Annotated in this window: 10 protein-coding genes and 1 pseudogene; 3 read left to right on the forward strand and 8 right to left on the reverse strand. The window is 52.0% G+C overall.

The annotated features are described in order from the left end of the window. Window positions 1-85 precede the first annotated feature (85 nt). Window positions 86-217: pseudogene (locus AAE250_RS08935) on the reverse strand (MnmC family methyltransferase); the annotation flags it as partial. A gap of 114 nt (window positions 218-331) precedes the next feature. Here AAE250_RS08935 and AAE250_RS08940 point away from each other — a divergent pair. After that, window positions 332-1,246, forward strand: a complete 915-nt coding sequence (locus AAE250_RS08940; protein ID WP_342288868.1) for a metal ABC transporter solute-binding protein, Zn/Mn family — start codon at window positions 332-334, stop codon at window positions 1,244-1,246. A gap of 243 nt (window positions 1,247-1,489) precedes the next feature. Continuing rightward, on the forward strand, window positions 1,490-2,275 hold the full coding sequence (locus AAE250_RS08945) for a metal ABC transporter ATP-binding protein (RefSeq protein WP_294602705.1): 786 nt from the start codon (window positions 1,490-1,492) through the stop codon (window positions 2,273-2,275). 77 nt (window positions 2,276-2,352) lie between these two features. Here the strand turns inward: AAE250_RS08945 and AAE250_RS08950 are convergent, their stop codons facing one another. The 5 genes from AAE250_RS08950 to AAE250_RS08970 form a co-directional block, all read right to left on the reverse strand. Then, window positions 2,353-4,878, reverse strand: coding sequence for a glycoside hydrolase family 9 protein (locus tag AAE250_RS08950; RefSeq protein WP_294602707.1), 2,526 nt, complete (start codon window positions 4,876-4,878; stop codon window positions 2,353-2,355). Window positions 4,879-4,883: 5 nt separating this feature from the next. Next, window positions 4,884-6,119 carry an AGE family epimerase/isomerase gene (locus tag AAE250_RS08955; protein WP_294602708.1) on the reverse strand — a complete coding sequence of 412 codons (1,236 nt, stop codon included), beginning with the start codon at window positions 6,117-6,119 and terminating at the stop codon, window positions 4,884-4,886. A gap of 87 nt (window positions 6,120-6,206) precedes the next feature. Next, the gene (locus AAE250_RS08960) at window positions 6,207-7,892 is read right to left on the reverse strand and encodes a RagB/SusD family nutrient uptake outer membrane protein (protein WP_294602711.1); all 1,686 of its coding nucleotides are present in this window, start codon (window positions 7,890-7,892) and stop codon (window positions 6,207-6,209) included. A gap of 24 nt (window positions 7,893-7,916) precedes the next feature. Further along, a complete protein-coding gene (locus AAE250_RS08965) occupies window positions 7,917-11,075 on the reverse strand; it encodes a SusC/RagA family TonB-linked outer membrane protein (protein WP_294602713.1) in 3,159 nt (1,052 codons plus the stop codon). A 108-nt stretch (window positions 11,076-11,183) separates the two neighbouring features. After that, window positions 11,184-13,559 (reverse strand): glycoside hydrolase family 31 protein, encoded by a 2,376-nt coding sequence (locus AAE250_RS08970; protein ID WP_294602716.1) that lies wholly within the window; start codon window positions 13,557-13,559, stop codon window positions 11,184-11,186. A gap of 260 nt (window positions 13,560-13,819) precedes the next feature. On the opposite strand from AAE250_RS08970, the gene AAE250_RS08975 reads away from it, so the two are divergent. Beyond that, window positions 13,820-17,758 carry a hybrid sensor histidine kinase/response regulator transcription factor gene (locus AAE250_RS08975; RefSeq protein ID WP_294602719.1) on the forward strand — a complete coding sequence of 1,313 codons (3,939 nt, stop codon included), beginning with the start codon at window positions 13,820-13,822 and terminating at the stop codon, window positions 17,756-17,758. Between the two features lie 764 nt (window positions 17,759-18,522). On the opposite strand, the gene AAE250_RS08980 is transcribed toward AAE250_RS08975, so the two are convergent. Together AAE250_RS08980 and AAE250_RS08985 are read right to left on the reverse strand one after the other, a co-directional pair. Then, window positions 18,523-20,205, reverse strand: coding sequence for a RagB/SusD family nutrient uptake outer membrane protein (locus AAE250_RS08980; RefSeq protein WP_294602721.1), 1,683 nt, complete (start codon window positions 20,203-20,205; stop codon window positions 18,523-18,525). A gap of 35 nt (window positions 20,206-20,240) precedes the next feature. Beyond that, window positions 20,241-23,432: a SusC/RagA family TonB-linked outer membrane protein gene (locus AAE250_RS08985; RefSeq protein WP_294602724.1), complete on the reverse strand. Its 3,192-nt coding sequence runs from the start codon at window positions 23,430-23,432 to the stop codon at window positions 20,241-20,243. Window positions 23,433-23,494 lie beyond the last annotated feature (62 nt).

Below are 23,494 nucleotides of genomic sequence, written 5' to 3' on the forward strand. Positions count from 1 at the left end.
AAAGCCTTTCAGGCTTTGCTGCACTAAGTAGCTGAAAGCCCTTCAGGCTTGCTGCGCAAGTAATCCGAATGGAAACCTTTATTTTTCATTCTTTCCTCGCCCTCAGTATCTCCCGTTTTCCTCCCGGAGGGCCGGGGAGCCGTTCTACCCTGAAACCTACGGCTTGCAGTATGCGGCGCACCACTCCTTTGGCACAGTAGGTAGTCAGCACTCCGCCGATGCTCANGTAATCCGAAGGGAAACCTTGCCGGGGCGCTACGCCCCTAAATTATCATTTAACTACTGATTCGCATTATGTATATTGTATATATTATAGATTAAGAACGAAAGAATGAAAAAGAGTTATTTACTGATTCTTATAGCCCTGCTGGTCCTCTCTTGCAAGCAAGGAGGACGACGGAGCAAAACGGAGGACGGCAAGCCCGTCATCACCGTCACCATAGAGCCGTTGCGCTATTTCACCGAGGCCATTGCGGGCGACCGGTTCACCGTCACCAGCATGGTTCCCAAAGGTTCCAGCCCGGAGACTTACGACCCCACGCCGCAGCAACTTGTAGACCTCGCCCGGAGCAAGGCCTATTTCCGCATCGGCTACATCGGCTTCGAGCAGACGTGGATGGACAAGCTGACGGACAATGCACCCCATCTGCAATTCTTCGATATGTCTCAAGACGTGGATCTCATCTTTGATGACAGCCATGTGCATCATCACCACGGAGAAGAAGGGCATGTCGAAGGAGAGCATCAGCACGAGGAGATTGGCGTGGAGCCGCATATCTGGAATTCGACCGCCAATGCCGAAATCATTGCCGGAAACATTATGAATGCCCTTTGTACCATCGACAAAGGAAATGAAGAGGTATACATCGAGCGCTACAAAGCCCTCTGCCGTCAGATAGAGCATACAGACAGCCTCATCCGCCAGGAGCTTGCCACGCCCAGAGCCGACCGTGCTTTCATGATTTACCATCCGGCGCTTTCTTACTTTGCCCGCGACTATGGCCTGCATCAGATTCCGATTGAAGCCGGTGGCAAGGAACCCTCTCCTACCCATCTGCGCGAACTGATAAACACATGCCGGGACGAGAAAGTACACGTCATCTTCGTGCAACCGGAATTCGACCGCCGCAACGCGGAGATCATTGCGAAACAGACGGGGACAAGGGTGGTCGACATCAATCCGCTCTCTTATGATTGGGAGGCGGAGATGCTGAAGACGGCGCGGGCGTTGAAGGAAAGTAAATGATAATTTAGCGTCGTGCGATAACAAGTGTATCTCAAACTCCTCCGCCTGAAAGGGGAGGTGCCCGCTTGCGGGCGGAGGGGTCTTACATAAATAGAAAGCAACTTTGTGCAAGTCCCTTCGGATGTGAAACCCCTCCGCCCTACGGGCACCTCCCCTTTCAGGCGGAGGAATTTAAGATACTCCGCAAATTCCCATTTATCTCTCATCCAAACAATAAATATACAATCTCTAAATAAAGAAGCAATGCCAAACCCGATTATCGAAATCAAGAACCTCAGCGCCGGATACGACGGCCGTACGGTACTACGCGACGTGAACCTGACCGTTTACGACCGTGACTTCCTCGGTATCATCGGCCCCAACGGCGGAGGAAAGACCACGCTGATAAAATGCATCCTCGGCCTGCTGAAACCTACTGCGGGAGAGATACAATATCGTGCCTGTCGCGCGGCGAACTCCGCAGAAGCGCCAAACACTGACATCCGGCTCACCATGGGCTATCTGCCGCAATACAACAGCATCGACCGCAAGTTCCCTATCACCGTCGAAGAGGTCATTCTGTCGGGCCTCAGCAGCAAGAAGCCCCTCGCTTCCCGCTTCACCGCCGCGCATCGCGAGAAAGCCCGCAATGTAATCGCCCGCATGGGCCTGGAAGGCATGGAGCAACGTGCCATCGGCGCCCTGAGCGGTGGCCAACTGCAACGCGCACTGTTGGGACGCGCCATCATCTCCGACCCCGAAGTCGTGATTCTCGACGAACCCAGTACCTACATCGACAAGCGTTTCGAAGCCCGCCTCTACCAGCTGCTGGACGAAATCAACCGCGACTGCGCCATCATCCTCGTCAGCCACGACATCGGCACCGTGCTGCAACAAGTTAAGTCCATCGCCTGCGTCAACGAAACCCTGGACTACCACCCCGACACGGGCATCAGCGGCGAGTGGCTGGAACGTAACTTCCAATGCCCGATAGAACTCCTGGGTCATGGCACATTGCCACATAGAATATTGGGAGAACATAAGCATTAGGAAATAATCCCTCAATGCTCAGTTCTCCCAACAACTCACAATCAAAAACAATCTATTAACCTATTCTCTCACTTACCTTACTTATTATCATTCAGTATCTGCTTGGATGCCAATACCATATACATAAACCAGGTAGCATGTCCGCCCAGGCAGTACTCACCCTCTTGCCATAAGAAGGGGAAGTTGAGCAGTTCGGGCAGGTCGGGGCGAATCAAGTTGGTGCCCGGAGATACTCCACCCGGAATGTACGACCAGTCAGCACGGTTCGTACCGTAGGCAGCCTTCATCGTCTCGGCACCTACACCGGTTACGAATGCTGCCTGGTTGCGTCCCGGGTGCATACCCAGCAGGTACTGCATACAGTTGAAGATATAATCAGGGGCAAACAAGTCGGGGTAAGCCGCATTCAGGTAGCAATAGTTATAGCCCAGGTGCTGCGGTTCCCAGGAACCGGAAGAGGTATTCCCCCTGTCGTGAGGCACTCCGTACGGAGTCTTCGCGCTATACTCCGCATACATGGCCTGCAAGGCGGGCAATGCGACACGGACAGCCTTACTGAAACGGGCATTTCCCACAGCCTTGTCAAAGCGGCCGATGAACCATCCCGTCTGACGGATATTCTTGCAGATATAATCTTGCTGCTTCAGGACGAAGTCGCGGTATTGCGGCTCTTTCGTGGCAAGGTAGAGTTCTACGCCTGCATGTATCTTGGCAGTCATCACCCAGTTGTTGTCGGTACGGGTGGTCTTGAACAGCTCGCGGGCTATCTCAAGGCAGTCTGCTGCCAACGCATCGTTGTGGCCTTTCAGTACGCGTGATATGCCTGCCAACCACGCAGCTACCTGCAACTCGCGTCCCGGATTATCTTCCGTGAATACCCAGCGGTCATCGTCCGTTCCACTCACGTGGTCGGTATGCGCCGATGCATCGCCCAGGTGGGCATACTGGCGTACGGTGGGACAAAGAATGCCGCGGTACAGACGTCCCAGGGCCTTCCAACCTGCCACTACGGTCAATGCGCCGTTTTCCACCTGCTGCAGGAAGTCGTTCTTGCCGTCCGGCTGGTGTATCTCTACAATCTGCTTATCAAAGTCGATGGAAGTTTCGTCCCAATAAGCTCCGAAGTTCTCCACAGCCATAGCGAGGATATAAGCTTCACCGGCTTGCGACTCCACGCGCAGGTCATAGTCGCCCGCATCGTGCCATCCGCCGATGTTCAAGCCCGGAACGATGTCGCCCGGCTGATACTTGCACAGCGTAGAGGGACCCTGTTCGTAACCGTCGATATGATTGATGTCCGTCTTGGCCATGCGTGCATCATCGTGGTGGCAGAAGTCATGCCATACACGATACTTGTCGTTCACGCGCATGTGGCACATCTGTATCGGCAGGAAGTATTCGATCTCCGCCTGCCAGATGCCCTTATCCCAAACGTCGCCCGCAATGCGGAACACCGGAGAAGCCACATCACCGTACATCACCTGATAGAGGCCGTCTTCCCTTACGTCGCTAAAGTCGAACTGCAAATAGTGATAACGCAAGAAGTCGCCCCATTCCTGGGCAGCCTGCTGCTTCACCAGTTTACGACCGTCGGCAGCAATGCGGTAGAGGGCGGGTTGCTTGAAATTCTTGTCGCGCTTATCCAGTTCGATAACGGCAAACTTCTTCTGTGCCGGATGGTAGCCCACCTGCGAAGTCTGCACCACCGGTGCATACCGCCACTCCTTGCTGACCGTAGGACGGATAATCCACTTCACGGCACCGCCTTTTGTTCCTGCGGCAAACTCCGAACGGAGTATAAACCAACCGTTATTGTGGTTGATGCGGCCATCATACAGTTTCAGGTCGCCCTTCTCACTTTCGATCGTAATCTTGGCCAGATCGTCCTGCGGATTGAGCACGAACTTCTTTCCGGCGGCAAGAGGAGCAGACACGATATCGTCGGCAATCATCGGGTTGTAGGTCTTTCTATCCAGCAGCAACTGGTCCAGATCGGCCTTGCCTGCGGGATTGAAGTCTCCGATATGCTCCATATTGGAAACCTGCTTCATGGTAGGTCCCATGGCCTGATGCGGGAAGACTCCCGTCTGATTGTCCATAATCCAGGGCTTGCCCAGGAGAGTGGAGGGAACCAGTTCCAGGTTGAAACCCAGCTTGTCAGCAAAGCGTTCGGGCACCGGCTGGTCAAGGTCGACGGTCAGCACCAGATAGTCTTTCTCGCCTTTCACCTTGACGGTATAGTTGAATACAAAATCGGGGTAAATCATCGGATTGAATCCCGTCATGTGCTTGGTAGAGTCGGGATAGCTCAGTGTCACGCGGATTTCGTTGTTTGCCTCGTCCACCACGCGGCTTCTCACTTTAGGCAATCCCTGCCACTGTCCCTGCGATATCTCAAAACGCACATCACCGCCGGCAGCCCTGCGGTCTCCGTTCAAGACCAGGGTTACACCGCCCTGGTGGCCTTCGGGATAAACGTCACTGAACACCATCACATTGGCCCCGTGGTCTTCGAAGTAGCCGGCAGAATTGATCTTGAAATTCTGGGCTCCCAAAGCGGAACAAAGCATCAGTGATGCTGCACACATCATTAATTTCTTCATAAATACTATTTTAAACGATTATACATTTCTACTCCTAAGCGTACCGTATGATAAGGGCAACGCCACATGCTCACCTTGGGAGCATCCTTGCCGGGCTTTCCGTCAAAGCAGTCGCTATACCATTCACCGTACTCGGTGTCTATCATGTTCTGCTTTACAAACGTCCAGACCGTGTCGGCAGCATGCAGATAGGATTCATCCCCACTGATTTGCCAGGCGTTGATGCAGGCAATCATTGTTTCTATCTGTCCCCACCAGGAACAGTGCTTGCTTGCCTTGCCGCCTTTCTTCTCGTAAGTCATATATCCTTTCTCGCTCATGCCTTCGGCCAGGCAGGTCTTGGTTACGTCCAGCGCTATTTGGTCTGCTTTGTCAATCAAAACCTGATCGCCCAATACGTGGGCAGCGTCGCACAGCAACCATCCCGTTTCCACATCGTGCCCGTAGGAGTCCATTTCTACCAGACTGTTCCACTCGTTATCGAAGAACAGCTTGAAGTGCTTCCGTTGCGGGTCGTAGATGCGGTTCATAAACAAGTCTACGCAGAATTTGAGCCGTTGTTTCAGTCCGCTGTCCTGCCAGCATTGGTACAGGAGGGCGTAGGCTTCCAATACATGCAAATGGGCATTCATGGTCTTGGGAGCGTTGTTGTCGTACATATCCAGCAGCTTCCAGTCTTCGGTGAACGACTCTACATAGCCGTCATTCTGCGGATCGCGCCCTTTCTCTTCCAGGGTACGGTACAGGCTGATTGCGGTCTGAAGACTTTCGTCATTACCCGTTGCCAGATAGTGTTCGGCCAGTCCATAGATGGCATAGGTCATGGCATAGGTATATTTCGAGGCGTTCAGCACCTCGCCGTTGGGGTTGACCAACCAATATACTCCGCCATTCACCTTGTCGATGAATGTATCTATGAAATAGCGCTGCGACTGGTCGGCCAGTTTCAGGTAGGCATCATCCTTGAAGGTACGGTAGGCTGCCGAGAAGCTCCACAGGATGCGGGCATTCAAGACTCCACCGCGCGGGGCATCCTCCACAGGAGTACCGTCCCGCAATACCGAACCATAAAAACCGCCGTCGGCTGCAACTGCATAGTTCATCCAGAACGGCAAGACGTCATTCTTGATGTCAGCCACAACCTCAGAACGCAATGTCGAGGACAAATTTACTTGTTCGGATTTACATCCGTACAAGTTCAAGCCGATAAATAAGGCAAACAGATAAATAACTTTCTTCATAAACCATATAAATATAATAACGGTGATATACAGAGTATCTCTCATTCCCCTCCTCTTAGGAGGAGAATGGAGATAGTCTCATTATCATTAATAGCCCGGGTTCTGGTCTGCCTGACTGATTTCCGGGTTAGTCAGAATTTCACTGGTAGGTATCGGGAAGAGTTCCTGATATGCCTGATGTTCAAAGTATCTGAAAGAGTCGCCCGTCTGCAAGCACTCTTCCGGTGAAGAGTTGGCGGCAGTCTTGGGGTACTCGCACTTGAACCATTCGTCACACATGCCCATACGGCAGAGGTCGTGATAGAGTGAGAACTCAGCATTGAGTTCATAACGTCTCTCCATCATCACGGCTACTTTCCATAATTCGGAAGTATAACCCTTCTTGGCCTTATACTGGGTATAGTAAGTCTTGGCATCGGGCACTTCTACAGTTTCGGTGTTCAACCATCCTGCAGGGAAGTAGGCTACAGTAGTTCCCGGCTCCAGGTTACCCCAGGCACGGTTACGCACTTGGCGGATCATTTCCCAGGCGGTATCTTCGTCACCCGTTTCAAAACAGCATTCCGCATAGTCCAGCATTACACCTGCAAGGCGCTTCAACGTCAAAGAAATAGGATTGTAAACCTGGTTGTTATCACCCGGCTTGCATCTCCAATACTTCAAAGAGTAAACGGTAGGCATATTCTCAGAGCCCTGGAACAGCCCGTCGAAACTGGGAGTCACACCCACCGTCTGACCGGTGAACGGGTTTGTATCTCCTCTGGCAACGATAGAATACTGACGTCTTTTGTCACCCGGTTCAAAGGATTTTGCCAATTCCCAGGAAAGACACATAGAACCCCAACCTCCCCATTCGGGAGCCGCACACATAAAGCCGTACCAGATCATCGCATCGGAAGAAGCATTGGCGCCCCAACCCATGTAGCTTTGCTCATGATACATGATTTCGAAGATAGACTCTTTCGTCCAGTGTGTATCGAGGTTATGCAGATTACCGTAGCAAGGTTCCAGTGCGTACGGCCCTTCTTCTATAATACTCTTCAACTCTCTCTTGGCAGAAGTATAGTCTTTCTTTATCATGTAGAGTTCGGCGAGATAAGCCTTGCAGAAACCTTTCGTAACACGGCCGTACTGTCCGTTCAACGGTTCCCAGCCCAGAATGTCCCTGCTGTAAGCCAAATCCTCTTCAATAACCGAATAAGTCTCGTCCAACGTTTCGGGACGCGGCTTGCCGGGACTGGAAGAATAAGTTTCGCCCGGAAGCAGCATAGGCACTCTTCCGTACAGCTTCGTCAGATACAGATAGTTGTAAGCACGGATGGCACGGGCCTCGGCTTCGTAGATATCTTTGGACTTGCTCTCGGCAAAGACAGACATATCCGCAGTTTCCAAACCTTTCAGGAAGCGGTTGGCACGGTCAATGGCACGATAGCTCATACGCCAGGCCGATTCCAACGATTCTTTATCAGGCTTCCAGGCATGGCGTTGCCACTCTGCATCCCAACCGGAAGCCTGGCAGTCCATCGTGGGATGGTTTGCTGCAAAGACATGCGGCTTGAAACCCCACACCTGGTCATCACCCAAGCCGGTCTCCTGGTCAGTATAGAACGTATCGTAAATACCATTCAATCCGGTGAGGATATTGGCCTCCGTTTTGAACATATAGTCGGGCGAAAGTATCTCGTACTGATCTACTTCCAGATAATCATCGCAAGATGTTGTGGTGCCCAAGGTAAAAGCACCGGTCAACAATAGATAGATATATTTCTTCATAATCGTATTTTTAATCAGTTAGTATTAGAATTGCATACTCAGACCGAAGGTTACAGACATCGGGAACGGATAGCGTCCACCGTCAAAACCGGAGAACAACACGTTGGTATCACCGATTTCCGGATCACCGTACTTATTGTAAGGAGAGATCGTACATACATTGTCAACGCTGACAAAGACACGTGCATTCTCCATCTTCGCCGGTTTCAGGATGTGCTTCGGGAAGGTATAGCCTACCTGGATGTTAGATATCTTCAGATAATCACCTTTATGAACGTAGGCATCCGATACACGCATGTTGCGGTTGTAGTCGGTCTTCGAGATACGGGCATATTTGGCATTCGGATTGTCCGTAGACCAGGCATTGTTAAGGTACTCTGCCAATACATTCTGATAACCTCCATCGGGAGCATAGATAGAAGTCAGGCGGGCCGAAGAGTAAGAAAGGATGTCCACACCTGCCACACCGTACATGTTCATGGAGAAATCGAAGTTCTTGTAAGAAGCAGACAGGTTCAGACCGTAAGTAAACTTAGGATATCCGTTGCCGATGACCGTACGGTCGGCATCTGTAATCTGGCCGTCACCGTTAAGGTCTACAAACTTGTAGTCACCCGGCTGAGTGGTTTCTTCCTGATACATTCCGGTTGGGGACTTGCTGTCCAAAGCATCAATCTCCGCCTGGTTCTGGAAGATACCGGCAACCTTATAACCATAATAAGCACCTACCGGATCACCGTTCTTTGTAATAGAGTGGTTATCCCACTTGTCACCGTCCTGAGTAGAGCTTGATTTTGCGAAGATAGGATCACCCACTTCGATGGCTTCATTCTTCAAGGTAGAACCATTGAGCTTGACACCTACATTCCAGTCGCGGCCCAGACTCTTGTTCCAGGCAGCGGTAAACTCGAAACCTGAGTTACGGATATGTCCGGCATTGGTATATACATTGATGAAACCGGTAGAAGGACGGACCTGGCGATAGAGCAACAGGTTCTTGGCATCGCGGATAAAGTAGTCTGCCGAGAACGACAGTTCGTTGTTCATGAAAGCGAAGTCAAGACCGATATTGGTCTGCTCGTTCGTTTCCCACTTCAGGTTGGTATCGATTTCTTTTTGTTGTGCCACGCCCGGAGCATTCACTACCTGGTTTCCCTGATAGAAATAATACATGGCATGAGCTGAAGAAAGCTGGTTTACGGACAAGTTGGTAGGATTACCGGCATTACCCGTCTGTCCCCAACCTGCACGTACTTTCAGGTTGCTAAAGATATTCAAGTTCTTGATGAAATCTTCTTCCGATGCACGCCATGCCACAGAAGCCGACGGGAACGTACCGTAACGATTGCCCGAACCGAAGTTGGAAGAACCGTCGCGGCGAACGGTTGCAGTCACGATGTAGCGGTCGTTCAACGAGTAAGTCAGACGTCCGAAGTAAGACAGGTAGCGGGTCTTCATTCCCAGTCCGCCGTCTGTCTCACGGGTAGAGGGATCGTTGGTCAGTGATATGCGGCGGATGTTGTCATCGGGGAAGTCGCTGGCACTGGTGTTGATCCATGAGCTGAAAGAGTCGCTGATAGAGAAACCTGCCATTGCACTGACGCGGTGGTGAGCGTTGGACCAATCATAGTTCAGGAACGTTTCCAGTCCCAAGTCGTTGTATTGGTTCTCTTGCATGGAGAAAGAGTCCTTTCTGTCCTGGGTACCGAAAGTACGGCCATTGTATGCAGAGTAGTTGTTATAGTCTCTTGCAAAGAAGTTATAGTTGGCAATTGTCTTGAAGGTCAATCCCTTGTACAAGTCCAGTTGCAAGAAGGCACTTGTCACCAGGCGGTTCCAGTAATTCATGTCGTTGGCTGTCTTTGCAGCTGCCACCAGGTTATCGGCTCCCTTGTTCACGTCACCGTTACCTTCTTTCTTATAGTGTCCCCAAGTTCCGTCGGGAAGCACAATCGGCATGGAGTAGAACTTGCCGTCTTCCACATAGTCCATGGTAGGGATTGCGGTGGCATAACGTCTCAGGTTACCGCCGCCGTTCTTCTGGGAATGCGAGTAGGCAACGTTCAATCCTACGTGGATAAAGTCCTTCACTTTGTGCGTGATGTTGGCACGTGCCGTCAAGCGGTCGAACTTCGAGTTGATGATGATACCCTCGTTATTCAGGTATCCTATTGACAAGCTTGCCTGGGTAGCGTCGCTACCGCCGGATACAGACATGTTGTAGTTCTGTTGCAGAGCCGTGCGGGACATTTCATCCTGCCAGTCGATGTTATTCAGCTTACCGATGTACTCTTCGCCGTAGGCCAGGTTGGTCATGGCAGTATTGTCGTTCTTCACGGCCGTACGTACTCCCTGTGCAAACAAGTTGGCATCAGCCACATCTATCTTATTGGCGTTGAACTGGAGACCGAAATTGGCGGAGAAGTTCAGTACAGCCTTGCCCTTATTGGCGTTCTTGGTCGTAATCATGATTACACCATTGGCACCACGTGTACCGTAGATGGCTGTTGCAGAGGCATCTTTCAAGATTTCGATGGATTCTACATCATTCGGATTAAGGAAGTCGATGGAGGAACCTACCTGCACACCGTCCACTACATACAGCGGGTCGGCCGAACCGTTTACGGTGGCGATACCGCGGATACGGATCGAGAAACCACCTTCCGGGTCACCGGAGCTTCTGATAACAGATACACCGGCAGCAGCTCCCTGCAAGCCCTGTCCCAGGTTCACCGGGTTGCGCTTCATCATTTCGTCGGCATTGACAGAAGCCACGGAACCGGTCAGGTCGGACTTCTTCATCGTACCGTAACCTACTACTACCACTTCGTCCAGCGTTTCGGAATCTTCTTTCAGGACGATCTTCAGAATACCTGTATCAGTCACCTTAACGGTTCTCGGCAGATAGCCGATGTAACTGATCTTCAGGTTGGAACCTACGGGACACTGCAACGAGAAGTTACCGTCCATGTCGGTAATCATACCGTTGGTGGTACCTTCTACAATGACATTGGCACCAATGATGGATTCTCCTTTCTCGTCCACCACTTGACCTTTCGCAGTGATTACACTCTGTTGTACGGCGGCAACGCTTGCAAAGGGCTGCACGCTTGTTGCGAAGAGAGGACCGGCAAATGCCAACGACATTGACATCACGCCCAAATACTTCATCACATTTTTCATAAATATCAAATACTTAGGTTTAACAATAGTCCTTGCGGGAGAGAAACCGGGGAACTCCCTGCCCACCCCCGCAAGGGGTGAATTAATTATAGTTTTATGAGGGATTACTTATAAGCTCAGGGTAGTGCCTTCGACCTTGTTCAGCAACTGCGGCTTTCCTTTTCCACAATCCACTTTCACAGGCTGAATGCGGTTATCCGTCGGCAGACAGATGATACCTTCCGCTTGCTGCTTGTCGGCACTGTATACCTTCAGACTGATCTTGCTCCAGTCCATTTCGGCGGTAGATTGTGCCAGCTTCAGGTGGGGCAGTACGGAACCGTCGCGCACCAGCATGATGATGGGCAGGCTACCGGCTTCGATGGTGTGCCATCCACCTTCGTATACTTTGGATGTCTGGTAGTCAATCCATTTGCCTTGGGGCAAATAGACCGTGCGGCCGGTGATGCCCGATTCGAGCAACGGGGCAACCAGAATCTGAGAACCGAACATATACTCGTCTTCCACCTTCCATGTACCCGGATCTTCGGGGAACTCAACGAACAGGGCTCTCAGCATCGGCAGACCTTTCTCGGTACATTCCTTGGCCTGGGCATATACGTATGGCATCAGTCGATACTTCATCTCGGCACTGCGGCGGAAGATGTCCTGCACACGCTTGCTGTCGTACAGCCACGGCTCTGTGGGAGGCGCACCGTGTGCACGGGTATGTGAAGTCAGGAAGCCGAAAGGCAACCAGCGGCAATACAAATCTTCGGGGGTAGACTTCACGAAACCGCCCATATCGTGGCTCCAGAAGGAGAAACCGGACAAACCGAACGACAGACCTGCGCGAAGCGTGCCCAGCATACCGGTATTGGTGGTTGCAGCATCGCCTCCCCAGTGCAGCGGATAGCGTTGGGAACCAGCCCAGGCAGCACGTGCCCACATGATGTTTTCGCCATGCAGCTTCTTGGTAATCTCGGATACCGCCATGTCATAGCGAACCGGATAAAGGTTGTGTTCGTACCAGCCGGTCTTGCCCGAAGCATAGATGCCATTCAGCGGGGCAGCCTCACCGAAGTCCACCTTGATGGCGCTTACGCCCATATTCAGCAGTCCTGCCAGCTTGTCCTGATACCATTTTACGGTAGCCGGATTAGAGAAGTCGAGTACAACATCTTCGTAAGGCAATTCTCCATTGTCATTCTTCACATACATATTCTTCTCTATCAGTTCCTTGAAGTAGGTGTTCTTGGGGGTGAAATAAGGTAATTGCCACAAACATACATGAAAACCTTGAGACTGCAAATCCTTTAACATCTGTCCGGGGTTATCGAAACGGTTCTCGGAGAACTTGTAGTCGCACTGCCAGTCTACGTCGAACCAGCCCGTATCGAAGTGTATCACGTCACAGGGGTACTTGTTCTTGCGGATATTGGCGGCAACGTCATATCCTTCTTTCTCGCTGAAGTAAGTGATACGGCTCATCCAGGTACCGAAAGACCAGAGCGGCGGCATGCCGGGCTTTCCTACCAGGTCGGTGTATTCGTTCAGGATATCTTTCGGTTCGCCGAAGAAGACGAAGAGGTCGAGGTTCTCGTCACCCATGAACAGCTTGTTCAGTCCGATGTAAGTGGCGCCGAAGTCGCAAGTCACGGGGGCGGAGGTGTGCATGAACATACCATATCCTCTGTTACTCATAAAGAAAGGAATGGGTTTGTACATCTGGTCTGTTTCCGGTCCCTGGGGGTCGGTGACGAACAGATTTACTTTCTGGCCCACCTTGTTCAGTCCGGTTGCCGACTCACCGCAACCGAAGATCATTTCGTCCGCCGTCAGCGTGAACACCGGATTGATGCGGCGTGCATTGTCGCTTCCACGCTTGATGAAGTTGAAAGGAGTGTACTTTACCTGTGTAGAGTCCGCGTCGCTCAGCGTGGCGGTCTGGCTCATGATGCGTCCGTTCTTGTCTTTCAGGACGATTCTCCAGGGGTTCTTGTTGATCTGGATGGTTCCGTAGGGGCTGGTGTAGACAATGCTCCGGTCTGTTTCAACAGCTTTCCAGTTCGTATCTCTGCCCGGTTCCTTTGCCAGCATGACAGAAGTAGAGGGCTTCGGCTCTACCGGAGTGGTGAGCATGCGGATGCGTACGGTGCGAGGGGTTACGAAGTCGATCTTAAACTTCAGACTGGGGTCGTTTACATAGGCGGGCGAAGGGAAATCGAGCATTCTCAACTTGCCCGGTTGCGCGCCGTTCGTATTGAAGGCCTGGCGGGTGACCAGATGCCCGCGCTTCCAGTTCACCAGTCCTTCGCCTGACTTCAGGTCGAACGACTCCAGATGGTCGGTGAAAAACATCGTGTTACTTAAATCGCGGAAGTCGGTGCTCATATCCAACGCCTGGTTCAGCAGATACGGTGTACCGTCAACTATCCGGGATTGTGCCATTGAACTGCCGCAGACAGACAAGAGCACTGAAATCGCTAAAAATACTTTTCTCATAATATCAGATATTTAAATTCCTGGCAGCAAATGTATCTGCAATTTGCCAAAGAGAGAGGCAGGAAAATAGTATTATAAGAGCCGCTTTTGTTTCATCCGATGCTTTTTAGACGGCTAGGAAACAAAATAAGCACTCATTTTCCCCAAATGGTGAATATCGTCACCGGTCAATATCGAGATTCCCGCTTGCCCGTTCAAAGGATTATGCCTAAGTTTGCAGATACAACATCATTGCCCACCTACTTAATAAAGAAGATACCATGAAACAACTACTTTCAATCCTTATATGCTGCCTCCTTTTCACGGCAGCCGCCTTCGGAAGTTCCGTCGAGTCTCCGCCGGCCGTCATGTTCAAGCAGCTTTCTACTACCGAGGGATTGTCGAACAACAGCGTGCGGAGCATCTTCAGAGACAGCCGCGGCTTTTTGTGGATAGGTACGGAATCGGGACTCAACAAATACGACGGTTATTCCTTCCAGCGCTACTACCGCAACAACTCGGAACTGCTGAACGATGCCATCAGCGATATATTCGAAGGACCGGACGGCAACATCTGGGCAAGAATGGCCAACGGCTACAGCATCTGCGACTACAAGACCGGACGGTTCAACAACGACTACAAGCAGGTACTGGAACAATACGGAATACCCGGCAAGAACATCCTCCGGGCAGGCGTCACAGAGGCCGGCGAGTTCTGGGCCTACGATTCGTCGAAACTCTACATCCGCAACGACGGCAGCAGCACCATCAAAGCCTTTTCACTGCAGGCCGAGAAGATCATCAATATATCCATCGGTTCGCAGTTCATCTACATAATGTACGCCAACGGCAGCCTGTACAGCATCAACAAGCAGACTTCCGAAACCCGGGAAGTCGATATTCCCGCCTCCTACAAACCCCTTCTCGACAGCCAAGAGCCCTATATATATGTAGACCGGAGCGGAAGCCTTTGGATATACACCATCCAAAGCAGCCTGCTGCTGCACCGTAACAGTACCGCACAGGAGTGGGAGGAAATCAGCCTGAACAACGACAAGGACATACAGTACAACCGCGTACAGCGCATCCTCGACCTGCGCGACGGCAACATCTGGATACTCACCAGCCACCGCGGACTGTTCATCTACAACCCGCTGAACAAATCGCTCACCAACCTCGTGCACAACCCGCTGAAACCGCATACCATCGCCAGCAACAACCTGAGCACCATCTACCAGGACAAGGACGGCATCGTATGGCTGGGCAACTTCAAGCACGGCATCTCCTACTACAGCCCCCTGTCGCAAATCATCCTGAGCCACAAATCCCTGGAATACGACGACGTGCTGACCTTCTGCTGCGATACCGGCAACGAACACATCTACTACGGCACGGACGGCACAGGATTGATACGCCAGTCTCTGAAGACCGACGCCTACGAGATGATACCAACCCCCGCCAACATCGTCGTCGACTTATCCACCGACGCCAAAGACCGCCTCTGGATCGGAACCTATCAGAAAGGACTTATCTGCTACTACAAAGGGCAGATCCGGCAATATACCACCGCCAACAGCCAACTGCTGGAAAACAACGTCTACACCGTAGAAGTAGACCGCCACGGCTACGTATGGATAGGCACCATGCGGGGCTACCTACAGAGGCTGAACCCCGAAACCGGCCAGTTCGACACCATCCTCTACCGCCCCGAAGAATTCTTTGTGCACGACATGTACTACGACAATGACCACCAGCTCTACGTAGCCACCAGCGGCGGCCTCATCGTCATCGATACCGAAACCCAGGCCTACAACATCTATTCCGAAACCAGCCGCTTCAAGGAAAACAACATGCTGACCGTGTACAAAGACAGCCGCGGCCTGCTCTGGATAGGCCATCCGCACGGTCTCAGCATCTGGGACCCGCAGACCGACTCGCTACACTTCATCGACCAGAAGAACGGCCTCGCCGCCAACCTGGTCAGAGCCATCATCGAAGACAACAACCGGCAGATGTGGATAGGCACCGGCAACGGTATCTCACGCATACAGTTTGCCAACGGCGCCTATTCCATCGTGAACTACTCCGTAAGCGACGGGCTGATATGCAACGACACCAACGTCCACGCCATCCTCAAGCTGGACAACGGCAATATACTGATAGGTACCCCCAAAGGTTACCAGACCATCATCCCCCAGGAAATCCTGGCAACGGACTACAATACCGACATCTACCTGACCTCCATCGAGCTGAAGTCCGGCAAAGCCCTCGATGACATGCTTGGCGGAAACTCGCCGGAATGCGCCCAGACGCTGACCTTCACCGAAGAGAACAACTCCTTCATCCTCTCCTTCTCCGCCCTGGACCTCGTAGAACCGGACAAGATAAAGTATGCCTACAAGATAGACCAGAGCCACTCCAACTGGATCTATGCCGAGAACAACAAAATCACCCTGTCCATGCTGCCCGCCGGCAACTATACCCTGTCGGTGAAGGTATGCAACTCACAAGGGATATGGAGCCCTAACGTCAAGAACCTGCGCATCATCGTGCTGCCCCCGTGGTGGCGCACCTGGTGGGCATACACCATCTACGCCGGCATCGTGCTGTTCCTCATCTCGTTCATCGTCCGCTACCTGCGCATACGCCACAAGGAAAAGGAAATCCTGCAAGCCATCGAACAGGAGAACGAGCGGCAGCAGAAGGTGAGCAACATGAAGCTGCAATTCTTTGCCAACATCAGTCATGAGCTGAGGACGCCTCTGTCGCTCATCATCAACCCGCTCGAAGAGTTCTTCGAGAACTACCCCGAGCACCGCAAGGGCATACTCGATATGGTAAAGCAGAATGCCGACTACCTGCTGGAACTGATCAACCAACTACTGGACTTCCGCAAACTGGATGCCAATGCCGAGACGCTGAAATACCGGCACGACGACATCGTCATCATCCTGAGCGAGATATTCCACTCCTTCAACCCCATTGCGCAGAAGCGGAACATCAGCTATACGTTCTCTTCTCCGCAGCACTCCATCTTCATGGACTTCGACTACGACAAGATACGCAAGATAACGACCAATATACTGTCCAATGCCTTCAAGTTCACCCCCAACAAGGGAAGTATCTCGCTGAACGTAGAAGTGACGGGGAACAACCTGCAACTGATCTTCTCCGACACCGGTTGCGGCATAGACGATGCCGCCAAAGAGAAGGTGTTCCAGCGGTTCTACCAGTCCAGCAAGAACCAGTCCAGCAGCGGAGGCAGCGGCATCGGGTTGCACATCGTATCAGAGTACGTGAAGATGCACCAGGGCAGTATCTGCGTGCGGGATAACCAGCCCTGCGGCTCGGTCTTCGTCATCACCATGCCCCTGCACCAGAACGGCAACGAAGCCGAAGACATAGAAACAACCGTCCTGCAGGCAGCCGAAGAAGAGCCTCATCCGTTCACCATCTTGCTGGTAGATGATAACTACGACTTCATCAAGTTCCTTTCGGAGAGTCTTTCGAAGCAATACCAAGTGTTGAAGGCAATGAACGGGAAGCAGGCGCTGGGCGTGCTTGAAAGGGAGGACGTCGACCTGGTGGTGAGCGACATCATGATGCCCGAAATGGACGGGCTGGAGCTGTGCGCCGCCATCAAGAACGACATACGCTACTCCCATATCCCCATCATCCTGCTCACTGCCAAAGCCAGCGAGGAGCATCAGTTGGAAGGGCTCAGCGTAGGGGCGGACGATTATATCACCAAGCCTTTCAACATGGGCGTGCTGAAGCTGCGCATCAACAAAATTATCGAGATGACGGCCAAAAGGCAGGAGCTGTTCAACCGGGAGATACGGATAGAGCCCAGCCGAATTACAATTACTCCGCTGGACCAGCAACTGGTAGAAAAGGCCATCCAGATTGTGGAAGAGAACATCAGCGAGACGGAATTCTCCGTAGAGGAGCTTGCCAGCAGTCTGAATATCTCGCGGAGCTACTTCTACAAGAAGATGATTAAGATAACGGGGAAGAAGCCCATCGAGTTTATCCGCACCATCCGCATGAAGCGGGCGCAACAACTGTTGGCCGAGAGCCAGATGCAGGTGGCGGAGATTGCTTATACGTTGGGGTATAACTCGCCGAAGGTATTCTCCAAGCACTTCAAGGAGGAGTTTAATATAAGCCCGTCGGAGTTTATGAAGCAGCAAGCGGAGACATCCGCTTCGTCTTCGTGAGGGATAAATGATAATTCAGCGCAGCAAAGCATCAGCGCAGCAAGCCTGAAAGGCTTCCATCTATCAGCCCAGGGCAACGCCCTGGGTAATAATGTACCTCTATCTCTGCGCCCTGAAAGGGCATAAGATTGTATAACGAGCTTTTGCCCTTTCAGGGCGTAAAGTGAAGGGGCGTTCTTAAACCCAGGGCGTTGCCCTGGGCTGATAGATGGAAGCCCTTCAGGCTTGCTGCGCTAATTGATGAAGGGCTTTCAGGCTAAAGATACGCAAACATATCGAATGAAATTTTTTGCCGGGGCGCTGCGCTGGTAAATTCCCATTTCCTGCATCTATAGATGCAACGTGCTGGGTATATAGATGCAACGCGCTGGATATATATACCCAGCNGATGAAGGGCTTTCAGGCTAAAGATACGCAAACATATCGAATGAAATTTTTTGCCGGGGCGCTGCGCTGGTAAATTCCCATTTCCTGCATCTATAGATGCAACGTGCTGGGTATATAGATGCAACGCGCTGGATATATATACCCAGCAAGATGTTTATATATAGCCTCTCCACTTACCCAATAAATCAGATACCTCCAATATCATAAATCAGATATCCCAATATCATAAATCAGATCCCCCAATATCATAAATCAGATCCCCCAATATCATAAATCGGCGCCCCACCCCAAATAACAGAGTGAGACGCCGAAATCAATCTATTGTGAAACCTATTGTTGTTATGCAAGCGTCGGAATCACTTCCAGCGCCCCATATCTTAATATCCCGGATTCTGATCGGCCTGCGTAATGCCGGCATTCGTCAGAATCTCCTGAGTCGGGATGGGATAAAGCATCTTGTTCGGATCGAAGACGAACGTCCGGGGAGTACAAGGTTCGCCGGCTTCATTGTACCTCACGCCGCCATTGATCGGATATTCGCAATCCAGGAACTCCTTCGCCATGCCCGAGAGGCACAAGTCATACCAGAAAGAGTATTCGGCCAAGAACTCGTGACGACGTTCAATGGTCAGAGCCACCTTCCATACATCCGAGGTATACCCCTTCTTTGCCTTATACTGGGTGTAGAAAGTCTTGGCATCCGGCACCTCCACCAGCGAGTGATTGAACTCATACGGGAAGTTCTCAATCGGCACCTGCCCTACTTCCATATTTCCCCAGGCACGGTCGCGGATGGTCTTAATCTGATTCCATCCTTCCTGCGAATCGGGTCCTTCCGTCTCGAAGCAACATTCGGCATAGTATAGCAATACGCCTGCATACCGCAGGTGGAAAGCAGAAATCGGAGTATATACCTTAACACCCGCCTTTTCTTTCCACAGCTTGATGGAGTAGTTGTTCGGCATGTTTTCCGTACCTACAAAGTCACCGTCGCGTCCGGGGGTAGTGCCTATCGTCTCGTTGGTATAAGGCTGAGTTTCACCTTTGGCCACGATGGAGTATTGCCGGCGTTTGTCACCGGGCTCGAAGGAACGGGCAAATTCGTAAGAGATGTACAAAGCTCCCCAACCGCCATATTCGGCAGCAGCCGTCAGGTAAGTTCCCCACCAGATGTCGTCCGTGGTGCCGTTGGCACTCCAGTCCAGGTTGTTCCAGTTGAAGAAGGAGATTTCCCATACACTTTCCTTGTCCCAATAGTTGTTGTACTGATGGATTTCTCCAAAACAGGGTTTCAACCGGTAAGGACCGTGGTCTACGATATCTTTCCAAAGAGTCTTTGCCGAGGTGTAGTCCTTCTTATACATATACATCAAGGCGGAATAGGACATGGCCATGCCCTTGGTGATGCGTCCGTAATCGCCATTCTCGGGTATCCAGTCCAGATGTTCGTAGGCAAACTTCAGATCGTCCAATACGAAATTGTAGGTTTCATCCAGGCTTTCGGCACGCGGCTTCGCAGGGGTACTGACGTACGATTCTCCCTCCTTCAACATCGGCACGCGTCCGAAGTTCTGTGCCAGGTAGTAATACCAATAGCCGCGGATGCCACGCGCCTGGGCTTCTATCTTGTCCTTTCCGGTCTGCCCTTCGGCAAACAGAGAAGGATCGGCATCTTTAAGCTGTTCGAGGAAAGTATTGGCACGGCTGATGGCACGGTAGGCATACTGCCAGGCTACCCTGAACATGTCCTTATCCGCCATCCAGGCATGACGCGTAAACTCGTTGTCCCATCCGTCGGCCTGGCAGTCCAGTGCCGGATAGTTGGAGAAAGCCAGGTGGGGCTTGATGTTCCAGTTCTGTTCGATGTCGATGCGGCTGGAAGACAGCGGCAGGAAGGTGTCGTACAGTCCGTTCAGTCCCTGATTGACGTATGACTCGGAACTGAACACTATTTCGGGCGGCAATATATCATAGCGGTCTACATCCAGGAAACCTTCGCCACACGAATTCATTGCTAACAGGGAGGATACTCCCAGCATCCATATATATATCTTTTTCATATCTGTTCCTTTTTTAAGTTATCGGTAAATAAACATCAGAATTGCAGGCTAAGTCCGAAAGCATAAGTCCGCGGGAAAGGATATCGGCCACCGTCGAAACCGGTCTTCAGTACGCTGTTGTCGCCTACTTCGGGGTCGCCATACTTATATCCGGTGATGGTAGCCAGGTTCTCTACACTGACAAATACGCGCAGGTCTTGCATCCTGAGGTATTTGGTCCATTCTTTGGGGAAAGTATAGCCCACCTGAATGTTGGAGATACGGAGGAAGTTACCGTTCTTGATGTGAGCATCGGACACGCGGGTGTTGTGGTTGCTGTCCTTACGGCTCAAGATGGGGTACGTATTGCTGTGGTTCTCCGGAGTCCAGGCGTTCTTTATGTATTCCGCCAGGGCGTTCTGGTAGCCGTCCGTCGGGTTCTTCACCGTGGTGAGGCTGGCATACGAGTAAGAGAGAATGTCCTGTCCCAATACGCCGTACATATACATCGTGAAGTCCCATCCCTTGTAAGCGGCAGTCAGGTTCAGACCGTAGTTCAGCGTGGGATAGCCATCGCCCAGGATGGTCTTGTCTTCGTCGCTGATGTAACCGTCGCCGTTCAAGTCCTTGTATTTGAAGTCACCGGGACGGGTTTCGGGGGCTTGGTATGCCTTGATTTCTCCATTTGTCTTCTCCGATGCCAGGCGGTTCAGTTCGTCTATCTCGGCCTGGTTCTGGAAGATACCGGCTACCTTGTGCCCGTAGAAGGAACCTACCGGGTGACCGTTCTTCGTGGCGGAGTAGTTGTCCCAATAGTAACCGTCGGCTACATCGCCGGAGTAGAAGATGTCATCGCCCACGTCGATGGTCTTGTTCTTCAGGGTAGAGCCGTTCAGGGTGGCGCCGAAGTTCCAGTCGCCAACCGTCTTGGTGTAGTTGATGGAGAACTCGAATCCTGAGTTGCGGATGTGTCCGGCGTTGGTATAGATATTGGTATAACCGGTAGAAGGACGCATGTTGCGATAGAGCAGCAGGTCTTTGGCATCGCGCACGAAGTAATCCAGCGTGATGTTCAGGCTGTTGTTGAAGAAGCCCAGGTCGAGGCCGACGTTGGTCTGTTCGTTGGTTTCCCACTTCAGGTTGGTGTCTATTTCGGCTGTCTTGGCAAGACCGGCGCCGGATATGTAACTACCGTTGTTCAGCCAGTAGTACATGATGCGGTTCGGAGATACCTGGTTCACGGAGAGGTTGGTAGCGTTTCCGGAGTTACCGGTCTGTCCCCATCCCACTCTTACCTTCAGGTTGCTGAAGAGGTTGAGGTTCTTGATGAAGTCTTCTTCGGATGCACGCCAGGCCAGGGAGAGGGAGGGGAAAGTACCGAAGCGATTGCCCGAACCGAATTTGGAAGAGCCGTCGCGACGGACAGTTGCCGTGAAGAGGTACTTATCCATGAGCGAGTAGTTGACACGGCCGTACCATGACACATAGCGCACCGGAGTGTTGAAACCTCCACTTCCCCTAATGGTACTCATGTCCTTGGTCAGGGTTATCTGACGGATGGACTCGGCTACCAGGTTCTGCGAGGTGGCGCTTACTTCGGAGCTTTTGTAGTCGCTTACCGAGTAACCGGCCATCAGGTTCACGCGCTGGTTCTTCAGCTTGAGGTCGTAGGTGAAGTAAGATTCCAGTCCCAGGGAGTTGCCTTCGGAGGAGCTGATATTGAAAGCGTCGGGACGGCTCTGGTCCATATAGGTACGCGGGTTGTTGGGCGTATAACGGTCGTAGGCGCTGCCGTAGTAGTTATAGCTACCGATGGTCTTGAAGGTAAGGCCCTTCAAGAGATCGATTTCGAAGGTGGCGCTGGTTACGACGCGGTTGTACTTGTTCAGGTAGTCGGCAGTCATGGCTGCGGCGTAGGGGTTGTCCTGCTCCTTGCTGAGGTCACCGTTGCCTTCGAGGCGGAAGTGTCCCCAGGTTCCGTCGGGATATTGCACGGGGACGTTCATCAGGTTGCCGTTATCGTCTACATCGTCCATCGTGGGGATGGTGCGGGCATAGCTGAAGAGATTACCGCCACCGGTCTTCTCGGCATGCACGTAGGCTGTACTCAGGCCCACGCGGATGAAGTCCTGAATCTTATGCGTGACGTTGACGCGGGCCGTGAGGCGCTTGAAGTAGGAGTTCACGATGATACCATCGTTGTTCAGGTAGCCGATGGACAGACGCGACTGCGACTTGTCCGAACCGCCGGAAGCCGACAGGTTGTAGTTCTGCTGCAAAGCAGTACGTGCCATTTGGTCCTGCCAGTCGATGTTGTGCAGGCGGTTGGTGAAGTCGGGGTTCTCCCATGCCTTGTTGGTGAACACGGCATCGTCGTTGATCTTGGAAGCACGGATGCCGGTTACGAACTGGGCGGCATTCGCCACATCCAGCTTGTCGCTCAAGGTCTGCAAGCCGAAGTTTGCCGAGAATTTCAAGGTGGTGTGTCCTTTGGTACCCGGCTTGGTAGTAATCAGGATAACGCCGTTGGCACCCTGCGAACCGTAGATGGCAGTGGCGGAAGCGTCTTTCAGGATTTCGATGGATTCTACGTCCGCCGGATTCAGGAAGTCGACACTGGTACCCACCTGCACGCCGTCTACTACATAAAGCGGGTCGGCGGAACCGTTGACCGTGGCCACACCGCGGATACGTATCGAGACGCCGCCTTCCGGGTCGCCCGAAGTACGCATGACCGAAACACCTGCCGCAGCTCCCTGCAAGCCTTGTCCCAGGCTGACGGGGTTACGTTTCATCATTTCGTCGGACTTGACGGAGGTTACGGAGCCGGTCACGTCGGTCTTCTTCACCGTACCGTAGCCCACAACGACCACCTCGTCCAGTGTCTCGGCGTCTTCCTTCAATACAATCTTATATGTTTTCATTCCCGGAACAATCTTCACCTCCTGGGTGATGTAACCGATATAGGAAATCTGGAGGACTCCCGTCTCGGGAACATCCAGAGAGAAGTTCCCGTCAATGTCGCTTATCATACCCACAGTGGTTCCTTTTACCAAAATATTAGCCCCGATAACGGGCTCTCCATTCGTATCGACAACAACGCCTGTAATCTTTACAGTAGATTGCAGCATTCCTGCCACCGACAGTACTCCTGAGTTTGCAGTCAAACCGGCATAACTCTCATGACCTATGCCTATCGACATAAGCACCGCAAGACTTGCGATTTTAAAGTTAACTTTGTTTTTCATAAGATATTATTTAACGTAAGTTCGATAGTGAAAAGGGCGTAGAATGCCCTAGCCAAGCCTTC

It is taken from the genome of Bacteroides sp. GD17 (assembly GCF_038448625.1).
Taxonomy (GTDB): domain Bacteria; phylum Bacteroidota; class Bacteroidia; order Bacteroidales; family Bacteroidaceae; genus Bacteroides.

Excerpts from the sequence above, each read along its gene's own strand:
- AAE250_RS08940 (WP_342288868.1), top strand. The coding sequence starts at position 332 with ATGAAAAAGAGTTATTTACTGATTCTTATAGCCCTGCTGGTCCTCTCT.
- AAE250_RS08945 (WP_294602705.1), top strand. The coding sequence starts at position 1,490 with ATGCCAAACCCGATTATCGAAATCAAGAACCTCAGCGCCGGATACGAC.
- AAE250_RS08950 (WP_294602707.1), bottom strand. The coding sequence starts at position 4,878 with ATGAAGAAATTAATGATGTGTGCAGCATCACTGATGCTTTGTTCCGCT.
- AAE250_RS08955 (WP_294602708.1), bottom strand. The coding sequence starts at position 6,119 with ATGAAGAAAGTTATTTATCTGTTTGCCTTATTTATCGGCTTGAACTTG.
- AAE250_RS08960 (WP_294602711.1), bottom strand. The coding sequence starts at position 7,892 with ATGAAGAAATATATCTATCTATTGTTGACCGGTGCTTTTACCTTGGGC.
- AAE250_RS08965 (WP_294602713.1), bottom strand. The coding sequence starts at position 11,075 with ATGAAAAATGTGATGAAGTATTTGGGCGTGATGTCAATGTCGTTGGCA.
- AAE250_RS08970 (WP_294602716.1), bottom strand. The coding sequence starts at position 13,559 with ATGAGAAAAGTATTTTTAGCGATTTCAGTGCTCTTGTCTGTCTGCGGC.
- AAE250_RS08975 (WP_294602719.1), top strand. The coding sequence starts at position 13,820 with ATGAAACAACTACTTTCAATCCTTATATGCTGCCTCCTTTTCACGGCA.
- AAE250_RS08980 (WP_294602721.1), bottom strand. The coding sequence starts at position 20,205 with ATGAAAAAGATATATATATGGATGCTGGGAGTATCCTCCCTGTTAGCA.
- AAE250_RS08985 (WP_294602724.1), bottom strand. The coding sequence starts at position 23,432 with ATGAAAAACAAAGTTAACTTTAAAATCGCAAGTCTTGCGGTGCTTATG.